Source organism: Enterobacter sp. T1-1 (assembly GCF_000710795.1).
Classification (GTDB): domain Bacteria; phylum Pseudomonadota; class Gammaproteobacteria; order Enterobacterales; family Enterobacteriaceae; genus Enterobacter; species Enterobacter cloacae.
The window spans coordinates 1-13,795 of the sequence record NZ_JALW01000086.1 but is presented as its reverse complement, the minus strand read 5'-3'; the positions used below and the strand labels follow the sequence as shown (position 1 = coordinate 13,795).

General features: G+C 50.8%; 21 protein-coding genes. 15 read left to right on the top strand and 6 right to left on the bottom strand.

Annotation, left to right across the window (positions count from 1 at the left end; translation table 11 throughout):
* Nucleotides 1–5: 5 nt before the first annotated feature.
* The 9 genes from rpmJ to AK59_RS0122090 all read left to right on the top strand — a co-directional run bounded on the left by rpmJ (nt 6) and on the right by AK59_RS0122090 (nt 4,303).
* The gene (gene rpmJ / locus AK59_RS0122130; RefSeq protein ID WP_000868187.1) at nt 6–122 is read left to right on the top strand and encodes a 50S ribosomal protein L36; all 117 of its coding nucleotides are present in this window, start codon (nt 6–8) and stop codon (nt 120–122) included.
* A 146-nt stretch (nt 123–268) separates the two neighbouring features.
* Nucleotides 269–625, top strand: a complete 357-nt coding sequence (rpsM, locus tag AK59_RS0122125) for a 30S ribosomal protein S13 (protein ID WP_013099021.1) — start codon at nt 269–271, stop codon at nt 623–625.
* A gap of 16 nt (nt 626–641) precedes the next feature.
* Nucleotides 642–1,031 carry a 30S ribosomal protein S11 gene (rpsK, locus tag AK59_RS0122120; protein ID WP_003031137.1) on the top strand — a complete coding sequence of 130 codons (390 nt, stop codon included), beginning with the start codon at nt 642–644 and terminating at the stop codon, nt 1,029–1,031.
* A 32-nt stretch (nt 1,032–1,063) separates the two neighbouring features.
* Nucleotides 1,064–1,684 carry a 30S ribosomal protein S4 gene (gene rpsD / locus AK59_RS0122115; protein ID WP_003863314.1) on the top strand — a complete coding sequence of 207 codons (621 nt, stop codon included), beginning with the start codon at nt 1,064–1,066 and terminating at the stop codon, nt 1,682–1,684.
* Nucleotides 1,685–1,709: 25 nt separating this feature from the next.
* On the top strand, nt 1,710–2,699 hold the full coding sequence (locus AK59_RS0122110; protein ID WP_002919219.1) for a DNA-directed RNA polymerase subunit alpha: 990 nt from the start codon (nt 1,710–1,712) through the stop codon (nt 2,697–2,699).
* 40 nt (nt 2,700–2,739) lie between these two features.
* Complete coding sequence (gene rplQ / locus AK59_RS0122105; RefSeq protein WP_001216372.1) at nt 2,740–3,126, top strand: 50S ribosomal protein L17; 387 nt, start codon at nt 2,740–2,742, stop codon at nt 3,124–3,126.
* A 107-nt stretch (nt 3,127–3,233) separates the two neighbouring features.
* Nucleotides 3,234–3,602, top strand: coding sequence for a DUF1992 domain-containing protein (locus AK59_RS0122100; RefSeq protein WP_029883854.1), 369 nt, complete (start codon nt 3,234–3,236; stop codon nt 3,600–3,602).
* A 2-nt stretch (nt 3,603–3,604) separates the two neighbouring features.
* Nucleotides 3,605–4,030, top strand: coding sequence for a Zn(2+)-responsive transcriptional regulator (gene zntR / locus AK59_RS0122095; RefSeq protein WP_013099019.1), 426 nt, complete (start codon nt 3,605–3,607; stop codon nt 4,028–4,030).
* Nucleotides 4,031–4,087: 57 nt separating this feature from the next.
* Nucleotides 4,088–4,303, top strand: coding sequence for an alternative ribosome-rescue factor A (locus tag AK59_RS0122090; RefSeq protein WP_013099018.1), 216 nt, complete (start codon nt 4,088–4,090; stop codon nt 4,301–4,303).
* Here the strand turns inward: AK59_RS0122090 and mscL are convergent.
* From mscL to def, 5 genes are all read right to left on the bottom strand, one after another.
* Entirely contained in the window at nt 4,300–4,710 is a 411-nt protein-coding gene (gene mscL, locus AK59_RS0122085) for a large-conductance mechanosensitive channel protein MscL (RefSeq protein WP_013099017.1), read from the bottom strand. The genes AK59_RS0122090 and mscL overlap by 4 nt on opposite strands.
* 145 nt (nt 4,711–4,855) lie before the next feature.
* Nucleotides 4,856–6,232, bottom strand: coding sequence for a Trk system potassium transporter TrkA (gene trkA / locus AK59_RS0122080; protein ID WP_013099016.1), 1,377 nt, complete (start codon nt 6,230–6,232; stop codon nt 4,856–4,858).
* 22 nt (nt 6,233–6,254) lie between these two features.
* Nucleotides 6,255–7,541, bottom strand: a complete 1,287-nt coding sequence (gene rsmB, locus AK59_RS0122075) for a 16S rRNA (cytosine(967)-C(5))-methyltransferase RsmB (RefSeq protein ID WP_029883853.1) — start codon at nt 7,539–7,541, stop codon at nt 6,255–6,257.
* A 52-nt stretch (nt 7,542–7,593) separates the two neighbouring features.
* Entirely contained in the window at nt 7,594–8,541 is a 948-nt protein-coding gene (fmt, locus tag AK59_RS0122070; RefSeq protein WP_029883852.1) for a methionyl-tRNA formyltransferase, read from the bottom strand.
* A gap of 25 nt (nt 8,542–8,566) precedes the next feature.
* A complete protein-coding gene (gene def / locus AK59_RS0122065; RefSeq protein WP_013099013.1) occupies nt 8,567–9,076 on the bottom strand; it encodes a peptide deformylase in 510 nt (169 codons plus the stop codon).
* A 127-nt stretch (nt 9,077–9,203) separates the two neighbouring features.
* Here def and dprA point away from each other — a divergent pair, with 127 nt between their 5' ends.
* From dprA to AK59_RS0122035, 6 genes are read left to right on the top strand one after another with little or no spacing between them, the layout of a single operon-like run.
* Entirely contained in the window at nt 9,204–10,328 is a 1,125-nt protein-coding gene (gene dprA / locus AK59_RS0122060) for a DNA-protecting protein DprA (protein WP_029883851.1), read from the top strand.
* Complete coding sequence (gene smg, locus AK59_RS0122055; protein WP_029883850.1) at nt 10,300–10,773, top strand: DUF494 family protein Smg; 474 nt, start codon at nt 10,300–10,302, stop codon at nt 10,771–10,773. The genes dprA and smg overlap by 29 nt, the downstream gene beginning before the upstream one ends.
* 26 nt (nt 10,774–10,799) lie before the next feature.
* Nucleotides 10,800–11,354, top strand: coding sequence for a DNA topoisomerase family protein (locus AK59_RS01000000123940; protein ID WP_013099010.1), 555 nt, complete (start codon nt 10,800–10,802; stop codon nt 11,352–11,354).
* On the top strand, nt 11,347–11,919 hold the full coding sequence (gene tsaC, locus AK59_RS0122045; protein ID WP_029883848.1) for an L-threonylcarbamoyladenylate synthase type 1 TsaC: 573 nt from the start codon (nt 11,347–11,349) through the stop codon (nt 11,917–11,919). Before AK59_RS01000000123940 ends, tsaC begins: the two co-directional genes overlap by 8 nt.
* Before the next feature lie 4 nt (nt 11,920–11,923).
* Entirely contained in the window at nt 11,924–12,742 is an 819-nt protein-coding gene (gene aroE, locus AK59_RS0122040) for a shikimate dehydrogenase (RefSeq protein WP_029883847.1), read from the top strand.
* A complete protein-coding gene (locus AK59_RS0122035) occupies nt 12,739–12,987 on the top strand; it encodes a DUF1488 domain-containing protein (RefSeq protein WP_029883846.1) in 249 nt (82 codons plus the stop codon). The genes aroE and AK59_RS0122035 overlap by 4 nt, the downstream gene beginning before the upstream one ends.
* Here AK59_RS0122035 and AK59_RS0122030 read toward each other — a convergent pair.
* Nucleotides 12,948–13,517, bottom strand: a complete 570-nt coding sequence (locus AK59_RS0122030; RefSeq protein WP_029883845.1) for a gamma carbonic anhydrase family protein — start codon at nt 13,515–13,517, stop codon at nt 12,948–12,950. The two genes, AK59_RS0122035 and AK59_RS0122030, sit on opposite strands and share 40 nt — an antisense overlap.
* Between the last annotated feature and the right edge of the window lie 278 nt (nt 13,518–13,795).

Sequence of the window (13,795 nt, the reverse complement as noted above, 5' to 3'; positions counted from 1 at the left end):
TAAAAATGAAAGTTCGTGCTTCCGTCAAGAAATTATGCCGTAACTGCAAAATCGTTAAGCGTGATGGTGTCATCCGTGTGATTTGCAGTGCCGAGCCGAAGCATAAACAGCGCCAAGGCTGATTATTTCGCATATTTTTCTTGCAAAGTTGGGTTGAGCTGGCTAGATTAGCCAGCCAATCTTTTGTATGTCTGTACGTTTCCATTTGAGTATCCTGAAAACGGGCTTTTCAGCATGGTGCGTACATATTAAATAGTAGGAGTGCATAGTGGCCCGTATAGCAGGCATTAACATTCCTGATCAGAAACATGCTGTGATCGCATTAACTTCGATCTACGGCATCGGCAAGACCCGTTCTAAAGCCATCCTGGCTGCTGCGGGTATCGCTGAAGATGTTAAGATCAGTGAGCTGTCTGAAGGACAAATCGACACGCTGCGTGACGAAGTTGCCAAATTTGTCGTTGAAGGTGATCTGCGCCGTGAAATCAGCATGAGCATCAAGCGCCTGATGGATCTTGGTTGCTATCGCGGTTTGCGTCATCGTCGTGGTCTGCCAGTGCGCGGTCAGCGTACTAAGACCAACGCACGTACCCGTAAGGGTCCGCGCAAACCGATCAAGAAATAATCGGGGTGATTGAATAATGGCAAAGGCACCAATTCGTGCACGTAAACGTGTAAGAAAACAAGTCTCTGACGGCGTGGCTCATATCCATGCTTCTTTCAACAACACCATCGTTACTATTACTGATCGTCAGGGTAACGCATTGGGTTGGGCAACAGCCGGTGGTTCCGGTTTCCGTGGTTCTCGCAAATCCACTCCGTTTGCAGCTCAGGTTGCAGCAGAGCGTTGCGCAGAAGCCGTAAAAGAATACGGCATCAAGAATCTGGAAGTTATGGTTAAAGGTCCGGGTCCGGGTCGTGAATCTACTGTTCGCGCTCTGAACGCCGCTGGTTTCCGCATCACTAATATTACTGATGTGACTCCGATCCCTCATAACGGTTGTCGTCCGCCGAAAAAACGTCGCGTATAACGCTCGTTTTTTAGGTTAGTTGGAGATAGAAAATGGCAAGATATTTGGGTCCTAAGCTCAAGCTGAGCCGTCGTGAGGGCACCGACTTATTCCTTAAGTCTGGCGTTCGCGCGATCGATACCAAGTGTAAAATTGAACAAGCTCCTGGCCAGCACGGTGCGCGTAAACCGCGTCTGTCTGACTATGGTGTGCAGTTGCGTGAAAAGCAAAAAGTTCGCCGTATCTACGGTGTGCTGGAGCGTCAGTTCCGTAACTACTATAAAGAAGCAGCACGTCTGAAAGGCAACACAGGTGAAAACCTGCTGGCTCTGCTGGAAGGTCGTCTGGACAACGTTGTATACCGTATGGGCTTCGGCGCTACTCGTGCTGAATCACGCCAGCTGGTTAGCCACAAAGCAATCATGGTAAACGGTCGTGTTGTTAACATCGCTTCTTATCAGGTTAAAGCGAATGACGTTGTTAGCATTCGTGAGAAAGCGAAAAAGCAATCTCGCGTGAAAGCCGCTCTGGAGCTGGCTGAGCAGCGTGAAAAGCCAACCTGGCTGGAAGTTGATGCTGGCAAGATGGAAGGTACGTTCAAGCGTCAGCCAGAACGTTCTGATCTGTCTGCGGACATTAACGAACACCTGATCGTCGAGCTTTACTCCAAGTAAAGCTTAGTACCAAAGAGAGGACACAATGCAGGGTTCTGTGACAGAGTTTCTAAAACCGCGCCTGGTAGATATCGAGCAAGTGAGTTCGACGCACGCCAAGGTGACCCTTGAGCCTTTAGAGCGTGGCTTTGGCCATACTCTGGGTAACGCACTGCGCCGTATTCTGCTCTCATCGATGCCGGGTTGCGCGGTGACCGAGGTTGAGATTGATGGTGTACTTCATGAGTACAGCACCAAAGAAGGCGTTCAGGAAGATATCCTTGAAATCCTGCTCAACCTGAAAGGGCTGGCGGTGAGAGTTCAGGGTAAAGATGAAGTTATTCTTACTCTGAATAAATCTGGCATTGGCCCTGTGACTGCAGCCGACATCACCCACGACGGTGATGTTGAAATCGTCAAGCCGCAGCACGTGATCTGCCACCTGACCGATGAGAACGCAGCTATTAGCATGCGTATCAAAGTTCAGCGCGGTCGTGGTTATGTGCCGGCTTCTGCCCGAATTCATTCGGAAGAAGATGAGCGCCCAATCGGCCGTCTGCTGGTCGACGCATGCTACAGCCCTGTAGAGCGTATTGCCTACAATGTTGAAGCAGCGCGTGTAGAACAGCGTACCGACCTGGACAAGCTGGTCATCGAAATGGAAACCAATGGCACAATCGATCCTGAAGAGGCGATTCGTCGTGCGGCAACCATCCTGGCAGAACAACTGGAAGCTTTCGTTGACTTACGTGATGTACGTCAGCCGGAAGTGAAAGAAGAGAAACCAGAATTCGATCCGATCCTGCTGCGCCCTGTTGACGATCTCGAATTGACTGTCCGCTCTGCTAACTGCCTCAAGGCAGAAGCTATCCACTATATCGGTGATCTGGTACAGCGTACCGAGGTTGAGTTGCTGAAAACGCCGAACCTGGGTAAAAAATCTCTTACTGAGATTAAAGACGTGCTGGCTTCACGTGGTCTGTCTCTGGGCATGCGCCTGGAAAACTGGCCACCAGCAAGCATTGCTGACGAGTAACCGGATCACAGGTTAAGGTTTTACTGAGAAGGATAAGGTCATGCGCCATCGTAAGAGTGGTCGTCAACTGAACCGCAACAGCAGCCATCGCCAGGCTATGTTCCGCAACATGGCAGGTTCACTGGTTCGTCATGAAATCATCAAGACGACCCTGCCTAAAGCGAAAGAGCTGCGTCGTGTAGTTGAGCCGCTGATTACTCTTGCCAAGACTGACAGCGTTGCTAATCGTCGTCTGGCATTCGCCCGTACTCGTGATAACGAGATCGTGGCAAAACTGTTTAACGAGCTGGGCCCGCGTTTCGCGAGCCGTGCCGGTGGTTACACTCGCATTCTGAAGTGTGGCTTCCGCGCAGGCGACAACGCTCCGATGGCTTACATCGAGCTGGTTGATCGTTCTGAGTCGAAAGCAGAAGCTGCTGCAGAGTAATCTGCAGTAACGTAAAAAAACCCGCTCCGGCGGGTTTTTTTATATCCGCACTATCCCCACTTCTCTACAATATCTGTATTAATTTTGTTCATCCCCTGGAGTTTATGATGTGGTTGCTCGACCAGTGGGCAGAACGCCATATTCGCGATGCCCAAACTAAAGGCGAATTCGATAACCTGTCCGGTAGCGGTGAACCGCTAGTACTGGAAGATGATTCGCATATACCCCCCGAGCTACGGGCTGGATATCGCTTACTGAAAAATGCGGGGTGTCTGCCTCCCGAGCTTGAACAGCGCAAAGAGGCGATTGAGCTTACTGATCTGCTAAAAGGGATACGGAAAGACGATCCCCGGTATGGAGAACTAAGCCGGCGGTTGGCTCTGGTTGAACTCAAGCTACGACAAGCAGGAATTGCGACTGATTTTCTGCATGGCGAGTATAGTGAAAGACTGATGCAGAAAATAAACGAGGAATAGCCATGTATCGTATCGGTGAACTTGCAAAGCTTGCTAACGTGACGCCGGATACCATCCGTTACTATGAAAAACAGCAGATGATTGATCACGAGGTGCGAACCGAAGGTGGGTTCCGGCTCTATACCGACAACGATCTGCAACGGCTGCGGTTTATTCGTTATGCACGCCAACTGGGATTCACGCTGGATTCGATCCGTGAGTTATTGTCGATCCGTATCGATCCGGCACATCACACCTGCCAGGAATCGAAAAGCATTGTCCAGGCCAGGCTGGATGAAGTTGAAGCGCGTATTCAGGAACTGCAAACCATGCAGCGCTCTCTGCAAAGGTTGAATGATGCATGCTGTGGTACGGCTCACAGCAGTGTCTATTGTTCTATTCTGGAGGCCCTTGAACAAGGGGCAAGTGGAGAAACCCGGGGTTGTTGATTTTTTATCAGTCCGGGTCTAGACTCCCCTCGACATTAATCATGCTCAGGAGAAATTATGAGTCACTATCAACATACGAAGGGACAAATTAAAGATAATGCCATTGAGGCTTTGCTTCACGACCCGCTTTTTCGACAGCGAGTTGAAAAGAACAAAAAAGGGAAGGGAAGTTATCTGCGTAAAAACAAACATGCAAAACGGGGTAACTGGGAGGCCAGTGGCAAGCAAGCGAATCGCTTATTTACCACTGGCCTTCCTGCTTTTAGCTGTTAAACGCGGTTATTCTGCTCTTTTAACAGATCGCGAATTTCAGTCAGTAATACTTCTTCTTTCGTAGGCGCGGGCGCCGCAGCAGGCTCTTCTTTTTTACGGTTGAGCTTGTTGATAAGCTTGATGGCCATAAAAATGGCAAACGCGACGATCACGAAATCAAATACGTTCTGAATAAACACGCCATAGTGCATCACCACTGCCGGGATATCCCCCTGTGCTTCCCGAAGCGTGAAGGCGAATTGTTTGAAATCAATGCCCCCAATTAATAGCCCTAAAGGTGGCATGATGATATCAGCCACTAAAGATGAAACGATCTTGCCGAACGCTGCACCAATAATGACACCCACTGCCAAATCCACCACATTTCCGCGCATCGCAAATTCGCGAAATTCTTTAACAAAACTCATTATGTTCTCCTTGTGCCAGCTGACGACTATAAGTTTAACAAATGATTAGCTAATTGCCATTGGGGATAAATAAACGTTATGAAAATAAAAGGCACAGGAATCAGAAGGATAATATTCAGGTGCTCTATCGCGAGCACCTGAATCATTACAGGAAGAATGGGCTTGGCTGGAATAAACGTTCGACGTCGGTAATAAATTTTTTATCGGTCAGGAACATAATAACGTGATCGCCTTGTTCAATACGCAAATTATCATTGGCAATCATGACATCATTCCCGCGTACTACAGCGCCGATAATTGTGCCGGGTGGTAGCTTAATTTCATCGATGGCGCGTCCCACCACGCGCGATGTGGTTTCATCACCGTGAGCGACAGCTTCAATAGCTTCAGCGACGCCGCGACGAAGTGAGGACACACCAACGATATCTGCTTTACGAACGTGGCTCAACAGCGCGGAAATCGTTGCCTGCTGCGGCGAAATCGCAATATCAATTACGCTCCCCTGCACCAGGTCAACATAGGCACGACGCTGAATAAGTACCATGACCTTTTTTGCTCCCATGCGCTTGGCGAGCATGGCGGACATAATATTTGCTTCATCGTCGTTGGTGACGGCAATAAACAGATCAACTTGATCGATATGCTCTTCTGCCAGTAATTCCTGATCTGATGCATCGCCATAAAACACGATCGTGTTTTGTAGTTTTTCAGCAAGTTCAGAGGCGCGCTGTTGATCGCGCTCGATCAACTTCACGCTATAGTCTTTTTCCAGACGGCGAGCGAGACCTGCGCCGATATTACCCCCGCCGACCAGCATGATGCGTTTATAGGGCTTTTCGAGGCGCTGAAGTTCACTCATAACGGCACGAATATGTTGAGAGGCAGCAATGAAGAAAACTTCATCTCCTGCTTCGACAATGGTCGAGCCCTGAGGTCGAATCGGTCTGTCGTGACGGAAAATGGCTGCGACGCGGGTATCGATATGCGGCATATGTTCGCGCATCGTAGACAGCGCGTTTCCGATCAACGGACCGCCATAATAGGCCTTAACAACGGCCAGACTCACTTTCCCTTCTGCAAAGTTCACGACCTGCAGTGCGCCGGGATATTCGATCAGGCGATAAATATTATCGATAACCAGTTGTTCTGGTGCGATAAGGTGGTCGATTGGTACCGCTTCTGAGTTAAAGAGTTTTTCCGCATCGCGGACATAATCCGGGGAGCGGATACGGGCGATTCGGTTAGGCGTGTTGAAGAGCGAATAGGCCACCTGACAAGCGACCATATTGGTCTCATCCGAGCTGGTCACGGCCACTAACATATCGGCATCGTCAGCACCGGCTTCACGGAGGACACGTGGATGCGAACCGTGCCCCTGCACAACGCGAAGGTCAAATTTATCCTGCAGAACGCGCAGTCGATCGCCGTTGGTATCGACGATCGTAATGTCGTTGTTTTCACCTACAAGGTTTTCCGCCAGCGTCCCGCCGACCTGTCCTGCGCCCAGAATGATAATCTTCATATCTCGTGACCTGTTCTCAACATCACTCTTTGATTAGCTTAGCGTAAAAGAAGCCATCACCCTCTTCAGCGCCGGGCAGGTTCTGCTGGCCCGGGTGCTCCGGTGTCCCCGTATCGCGCAGCGTAGCGCCAGGAGTGCGTTTAAGGAAGGCTGAAATTTGCTGGCTATTCTCCTCCGGAAGAATGGAACAGGTGGCATAGACCAGCGTTCCGCCAGGCTTCAGGTGTGGCCAGATAGCGTCAAGGATCTCGGATTGCAGCTGCGCAAGTTCCTTTATATCACGGTCGCGACGCAGCCACTTAATGTCCGGGTGACGACGAATAACGCCGGTTGCCGAGCAGGGAGCGTCCAGCAAAATGCGGTCGAATTGAGTCTCGCCGCACCATTCTGCGGGCTTACGTCCGTCGCCTTGCTTGACCTGCGCCTTCATACCTAAACGCTTAAGGTTGTCGTAGACACGCGAAAGTCGCTGCTCATCAATATCCACAGCCATTACGCTGGCCTGCGGTGCGACTTCCAGAATATGCGTTGTTTTGCCCCCAGGCGCGGCACACAGGTCGAGGATCTGTTCGCCATTTTTGGGTTCGAGCCATGTCATACAGCCCTGAGCAGAGGCATCCTGAACGGTTACCCAGCCTTCATCGAATCCGGGTAAGGCATGCACCGGCACAGGGGAGGCTAAACGCACGGCATCAGGATAAGCATCATGCGCGAATCCACTCATTCCGGCTTCTTCCAGCAAGGCCAGCCATGCATCGCGGGTATGATGATTACGGTTAACGCGTAACCACATCGGCGGACGTTGATTATTTGCGTCAGCAATATCCTGCCACCGCTGCGGATACGCTTTTTTGAGGCGATTCAGAAGCCAGTCAGGATGAAGGAAACGGGTTTCACTTTTTGCAAATTCTGCCAGAAGTTCTTCCTGTTGACGCTGGAACTGACGCAGTACGCCGTTGATCAGCCCTTTGAGCTGGGGACGTTTAATCGCGACAGCACCTTCTACCGTCTCAGCCAACGCAGCATGAGGTGGGATGCGGGTATGAAGAAGCTGATAGAAGCCAACCATAATCAAATAATGGACGGTACGCTGCTTACCGGTCATTGGGCGCGACATCAGCTTATTAATCAGCCATTCAAGCTGAGAAAGGGTGCGCAGGACGCCAAAACAGAGCTCCTGAATCAGAGCTTTGTCTTTGTCGGACACTTTTTGCTGCAGTGGAGGTAGGACATTACTCAGTGATTGACCCTGCTCGACAACCTGCTCAACGGCCTGTGCCGCCAGACTGCGTAGATTTTGTTTTTTCATAACCGTAAAAATAAAAATGCCCGGAAACACCGGGCCTTAAGAATAAATTTGCTCAGGCAAGGCGAGAGCCAGGGATAAACCATTCGCGACGGGAATTTAACAGATCCTGAGCACTCATTGCCTTTTTACCCGCGGGCTGCAGTGATTCCAGATTCAGGATCCCTTCCGAGGTTGCCACCTGGATACCATTTTTGCTGGCTTCGATAATTGTACCCGGCTCAGCAGACGTATTACCTTCAATGACGGATGCTTTCCAGACTTTAACAGGTTGCTCATCGATCACCATCCAGCTCATTGGCCACGGATTAAAGGCGCGAATGCAACGCTCAAGCTGTGCGGCGGAGAGGGACCAGTCGACCCGCGCCTCTTCTTTGCTGAGTTTTTCGGCGTAGGTCACCAGAGTCTCATCCTGAACTTCAGGGGTAGCCGTATTATCAGCAAGCTGCTGCAAGGTTTTGATGAGTCCTTGTGGACCCAGGTCCGCCAGTTTGTCATACAGCGTGGCACTGGTGTCGTCGGCGGTAATTGGACAGGCCAGTTTATACAGCATGTCGCCGGTGTCTAAACCTACATCCATCTTCATGATGGTGACGCCAGTTTCAGCATCACCCGCCCACAACGAGCGTTGGATCGGTGCCGCGCCACGCCAGCGTGGAAGCAACGAACCATGTACGTTGACACACCCCAAACGAGGCATATCAAGCACGGCTTTTGGCAGAATTAAGCCGTAAGCCACCACCACCATGACATCAGCATTGAGATCGGCAACAAGTTGCTGATTTTCCTGAGGTCGTAAGGATGCGGGCTGGTAAACGGGTAACCTATGTTCTTCTGCCAGCACTTTCACCGGGCTGGGCATGAGCTTTTTACCACGGCCTGCCGGGCGATCCGGTTGGGTAAACACGCCAACAACCTGGTGGCCAGAAGATAACAGCGCGTCAAGATGACGCGCTGCAAAATCAGGGGTACCCGCGAAGATAATACGTAGTGTTTTAGACACGATGATCCTTGTATCCGGGGGGATGTTATGCGCGGGAGCGCAAACGATCCAGTTTTTCTACTTTCTGACGAATACGCTGCTGCTTCAGTGGTGAGAGGTAATCGATAAACAATTTACCGACCAGGTGATCCATCTCATGCTGAATACAAATCGCCAGCAGATCGTCTGCTTCCAGTTCGAACGGGTTGCCTTCACGATCCAGGGCGCGAATTTTCACTTTTTCGGCACGTGGAACTAAAGCACGCTGTTCAGGAATGGACAGACAACCTTCCTCAATACCTGTTTCACCGCTCTTTTCCAACAGCTCAGGGTTGATCAGCACCAGACGGCCATCGCGATTCTCAGAAACGTCGATCACGATAATACGCTTGTGAATGTCCACCTGAGTTGCCGCAAGGCCAATGCCTTCTTCGGCGTACATGGTATCGAACATATCATCAACGATACGCTGAATTTCTGCATTCACTTCTTTGACCGGTTCAGCGACGATGCGAAGGCGCTCGTCCGGAATATGTAACACTTGCAAAACTGCCATAAATTTCCAGAGTCGTGTTCAGGAGTTGATAAGAATACTATCTCTATTCTAGACAAATCCCCCATCGATTGACAGCATCCGTGACCAATCGCAATGATTGCAGAGGCTGCTTATGGCAGGGAATAGGATGACGTCCACGGAGATATGGTTACGGCTAATCCACACAGGTTCTCTGTGTGGTGATCAGATGCTCGCAGCGGCAGCGCGACTACTTATGCAGACAAGGATTGATGATGCCGTTGTCAGAGATGCCGGGCTGTCAACAAAACAGGCTCAACAGTTCTTTGCGCTTGATGAAAATGAACTGGAACGAAATCTGGCGTGGCTTGAACAGCCGGAGAATCATCTGCTGACGGCGGATGATCCTCGTTATCCCCCTTTACTTCGCACGATCCCTGACTACCCCGGCGCATTGTTTATTAAAGGCAATCCTGAAGCCCTAAACACCGTTCAACTGGCGGTTGTGGGTAGCCGCGCGCCATCCTGGTACGGTGAGCGATGGGGGAAAATCCTGTGCGAACAACTTTCACAAAGTGGTTTCACAATCACCAGTGGGCTGGCCTGCGGTATTGACGGCGTCGCTCATCACGCCGCGCTGTCTGTAAAAGGGCGAAGTGTCGCGGTGCTGGGAAACGGGCTTTTTAGCATTTATCCCCGTCGGCATCAGGCTCTGGCTGCACGGCTTATCGAATCAGAGGGGGCTATTGTGTCGGAGTTCCCGCTGTCAGCGCCGCCCTGGCCGGCAAATTTTCCACGTCGTAACCGAATCATCAGCGGTCTGAGTCTGGGCGTGCTGGTGGTGGAGGCCGCTTTAAGAAGCGGCTCACTCGTTACGGCACGGTATGCGCTAGAACAGGGGCGAGAAGTCTTTGCCTTACCTGGCCCGATAGGTAACCCGGGGTGTGAGGGCCCCCACTGGCTCATCAAGCAGGGGGCAACGCCTGTGACGAGCGTCGAGGACATCCTTGAAAATTTGCAATATGGCTTGCACTGGTTAACAGATGAACCCGAAAAGCGACATTTTTCATCAGATCAGGATAAGGTGGCATTGCCATTTCCCAGCCTCCTGGCTAACGTAGGAGATGAGGTAACACCTGTTGACGTTGTCGCTGAACGTGCCGGCCAACCTGTGCCAGTAACGGTAGCACAGCTACTCGAACTGGAGTTAGCAGGGTGGATCGCAGCTGTACCCGGCGGCTATGTCCGATTGAGGAGGGCAAGCCATGTTCGACGTACTGATGTATTTGTTTGAGACTTACATCCATAACGAAGCAGAAATGCGAGTGGATCAGGACAAATTGACACAGGATCTTACCGATGCGGGGTTTGAACGGGAAGATATTTTTAATGCGTTGATGTGGCTGGAAAAACTGGCTGATTATCAGGAAGGCCTTGCCGAACCGATGCAGCTTGCTTCTGACCCATTGTCTGTGCGCATTTATACCGCTGAAGAGTGTGAAAGGCTGGACGCCAGCTGCCGGGGATTCATCTTATTCCTTGAGCAGATTCAGGTGCTAAACCTCGAAACAAGAGAAATGGTGATAGAGCGCGTTATGGCGCTGGATACGGCAGAGTTCGAACTGGATGACCTCAAGTGGGTGATCCTGATGGTTCTGTTTAATATTCCAGGCTGTGAAAATGCCTATCAGCAAATGGAAGAATTACTCTTTGAAGTGAATGAAGGTATGCTGCACTAATTCATTGTGCAGCACCAAGAGTTGTTATGGCCAAATCAGCACTGTTCACGGTGCATAAAAACGAGCCCTGCCCACAGTGCGGGGCTGAACTTGTCATTCGGTCCGGGAAACACGGTCCGTTTCTCGGTTGTTCACACTATCCGGAATGTGATTATGTTCGTCCCCTGAAAAGCCAGGCGGACGGACATATCGTTAAAATTCTGGAGGGGCAGCTTTGCCCGAAGTGTGGAGGCGAACTGGCGTTACGGCAGGGCCGTTTTGGCATGTTCATTGGTTGCAGTCGCTATCCTGAATGTGAACATACGGAACAAATTGATAAGCCAGATGAAACGGCAATCGCCTGCCCCCAGTGCCAGCGCGGACAACTGGTACAGCGTCGTTCTCGTTTTGGTAAAACCTTCCATTCCTGCGATCGTTATCCTGAATGCCAGTTCGTTATCAATTTCAAACCGGTAGCGGGTACCTGCCCTCATTGCGATTATCCGTTACTTATAGAGAAGAAAACGGCGCAAGGTATGAAACGCTTTTGCGCCAGTAAACAATGTGGAAAGCCGGTTTCGGCGGATGAAATCAGTGAATAATAACCTGCCAACAGGATCCATTGCGCACGCAGTGGAGGTCCTGAAAAATGAAGAAGTCATCGCCTATCCAACAGAAGCTGTCTTTGGGGTCGGTTGCGATCCTGACAGCGAGACAGCTGTGAATCGCTTACTTACGCTAAAACAGAGACCTGTCGAAAAAGGATTGATTTTGATCGCTGCTAATTATGAGCAGCTTAAACCTTATATTGATGATTCCATGCTCACGCCAGCGCAACGGGATACCGTTTTCTCTGCGTGGCCAGGGCCGGTGACCTTTGTTTTCCCGGCGCAGCCAACTACGCCACGCTGGTTAACAGGGCGTTTCGATTCCCTCGCTGTCCGTGTCACCGATCATCCGCTGGTGGTAGAGCTATGTCTGGCGTTTGGTAAACCGCTGGTCTCAACCAGTGCCAACCTTACCGGGCAGCCTCCTTGCCGGAGCACCGAAGAGGTGCTGGCGCAGTTCGGGAATGACTTCCCGGTAGCCGTCGGTGAAACCGGAGGTCGCCTTAATCCGTCGGAAATCCGCGACGCCTTGACCGGCGAACGTTTTCGCCAGGGGTAATATGATGGAAACCTATGCCGTTTTTGGTAATCCGATCGCACACAGCAAGTCGCCGCAGATCCATCAGCAGTTTGCTGAACAACTGCAGATTGATCATCCCTATGGCCGGGTGCTGGCACCTGTTGATGCCTTTGTTACTACCCTGAATGCTTTTTTTGACGCGGGTGGTAAAGGTGCCAATGTGACGGTGCCTTTTAAAGAAGAAGCCTTTGAACGTGCGGATGAATTAACTGAGCGCGCGTCTCTTGCGGGTGCCGTGAATACGCTTAAACGGCTGGAGGATGGACGCCTTCTGGGTGACAACACTGACGGAATCGGCTTACTTAGCGATCTGGAAAGACTCTCATTTATCAAACCCGGGTTCCGGGTTCTGTTGATTGGTGCTGGTGGGGCATCGCGAGGCGTACTGTTACCGCTCCTTTCACTGGATTGTGCAGTGACCATTACCAATCGCACCTTTTCCCGGGCGGAAGCGTTGGCGGCGTTGTTTGCGCATACTGGCAGCGTGAGTGCGGTGGCTCTTGATGATCTTATCCACCATGAATTTGATCTTATCATTAATGCCACTTCCAGCGGCATTGGTGGGGAAGTACCGGCGATCCCGTCCTCTTTGGTAAACAGCCACCTCTATTGCTACGACATGTTTTATCAGAAAGGGAAAACTCCTTTCCTTAGCTGGTGTGAACAACACGGCGCGAAACAGCTGGCTGATGGTCTGGGCATGCTGGTGGGGCAGGCTGCGCATGCAGTCTTGCTCTGGCACGGTGTATTACCTGCTGTCGAACCCGTCATTGAAAAGCTGAAACAGGAACTTATGGCGTGAACCAGGCGATTCACTTTCCCGACAGAGAACAGTGGGATGAGAGTAAGCAAGCGGTCTGTTTCCCGGTGCTCGTGCATGGGATGCAACTGACATGTGCCATTAGCGGTGAAACGCTCAAGCGCCGCTTTGGTGGCTCAAATCCATTAGAGGTGTTTTGCGAAAATCGCTGGGATCTTGAAGAAGAAGCCAGCGATTTGATCCGCGATCAGCAGGAAGACGAGCAGGGCTGGGTCTGGCTGTCCTGATCCAGATACTCATCTTTCCATTTCACGTAATTATTCGCTGAATATTTCAGACCTTCTCTTTCCGCTTCTGTTAAGGGGCGGATCTGCTTTACCGGGCTGCCTAAATAGAGATAACCGCTTTCGAGCCGTTTATGTTGAGGGACAAGACTTCCGGCACCAATCATCACATCATCCTCTACGATGACACCATCCAGCAGGATCGATCCCATGCCAACCAGCACCCGGTTTCCGATAGTGCAGCCGTGAAGCATGACTTTATGGCCGACGGTAACATCTTCTCCTATAACAAGTGGATTGCCGTCCGGGTTATATGAGGATTTATGGGTGACATGCAGCACGCTGCCATCCTGAATATTAGTACGTGCGCCAATTGCCACATAGTTAACGTCTCCCCTGATCGCAACGAGCGGCCAGATGCTGACATTATCGGCCATTCGGACATCGCCAATGACAACACTGCTGGCATCGATCATCACGCGATCGCCTTTTTGTGGAAACAGATCTTTATACGGACGTAGTACTGCAGACATATCTACCTCGACAGATGAGCGCTATACAGAAGACTTTGATCATATTTTGGGATCGAGGCAAGGCAAAATACGTCAATATTTAAGCAGATCGGGCGGGATTTCAGCGAAAAGCGCGGAAAATCATCAGTCAGAAAAAAAGATCTAAAAAATACTTGTGCTAAAAAATGGGATCCCTATAATGCGCCTCCATCGACACGGCGGATGTGAATCACTTCACAAACAACCCGGTCGGTTGAAGAGAAAAAATCCTGAAAATCAGGGTTGACTCTGAAAGAGGA

Excerpts from the sequence above, each read along its gene's own strand:
- rpmJ (WP_000868187.1), top strand. The coding sequence starts at position 6 with ATGAAAGTTCGTGCTTCCGTCAAGAAATTATGCCGTAACTGCAAAATC.
- rpsK (WP_003031137.1), top strand. The coding sequence starts at position 642 with ATGGCAAAGGCACCAATTCGTGCACGTAAACGTGTAAGAAAACAAGTC.
- rpsD (WP_003863314.1), top strand. The coding sequence starts at position 1,064 with ATGGCAAGATATTTGGGTCCTAAGCTCAAGCTGAGCCGTCGTGAGGGC.
- AK59_RS0122110 (WP_002919219.1), top strand. The coding sequence starts at position 1,710 with ATGCAGGGTTCTGTGACAGAGTTTCTAAAACCGCGCCTGGTAGATATC.
- rplQ (WP_001216372.1), top strand. The coding sequence starts at position 2,740 with ATGCGCCATCGTAAGAGTGGTCGTCAACTGAACCGCAACAGCAGCCAT.
- AK59_RS0122100 (WP_029883854.1), top strand. The coding sequence starts at position 3,234 with ATGTGGTTGCTCGACCAGTGGGCAGAACGCCATATTCGCGATGCCCAA.
- zntR (WP_013099019.1), top strand. The coding sequence starts at position 3,605 with ATGTATCGTATCGGTGAACTTGCAAAGCTTGCTAACGTGACGCCGGAT.
- AK59_RS0122090 (WP_013099018.1), top strand. The coding sequence starts at position 4,088 with ATGAGTCACTATCAACATACGAAGGGACAAATTAAAGATAATGCCATT.
- mscL (WP_013099017.1), bottom strand. The coding sequence starts at position 4,710 with ATGAGTTTTGTTAAAGAATTTCGCGAATTTGCGATGCGCGGAAATGTG.
- trkA (WP_013099016.1), bottom strand. The coding sequence starts at position 6,232 with ATGAAGATTATCATTCTGGGCGCAGGACAGGTCGGCGGGACGCTGGCG.
- rsmB (WP_029883853.1), bottom strand. The coding sequence starts at position 7,541 with ATGAAAAAACAAAATCTACGCAGTCTGGCGGCACAGGCCGTTGAGCAG.
- def (WP_013099013.1), bottom strand. The coding sequence starts at position 9,076 with ATGGCAGTTTTGCAAGTGTTACATATTCCGGACGAGCGCCTTCGCATC.
- dprA (WP_029883851.1), top strand. The coding sequence starts at position 9,204 with ATGACGTCCACGGAGATATGGTTACGGCTAATCCACACAGGTTCTCTG.
- smg (WP_029883850.1), top strand. The coding sequence starts at position 10,300 with ATGTTCGACGTACTGATGTATTTGTTTGAGACTTACATCCATAACGAA.
- AK59_RS01000000123940 (WP_013099010.1), top strand. The coding sequence starts at position 10,800 with ATGGCCAAATCAGCACTGTTCACGGTGCATAAAAACGAGCCCTGCCCA.
- aroE (WP_029883847.1), top strand. The coding sequence starts at position 11,924 with ATGGAAACCTATGCCGTTTTTGGTAATCCGATCGCACACAGCAAGTCG.
- AK59_RS0122030 (WP_029883845.1), bottom strand. The coding sequence starts at position 13,517 with ATGTCTGCAGTACTACGTCCGTATAAAGATCTGTTTCCACAAAAAGGC.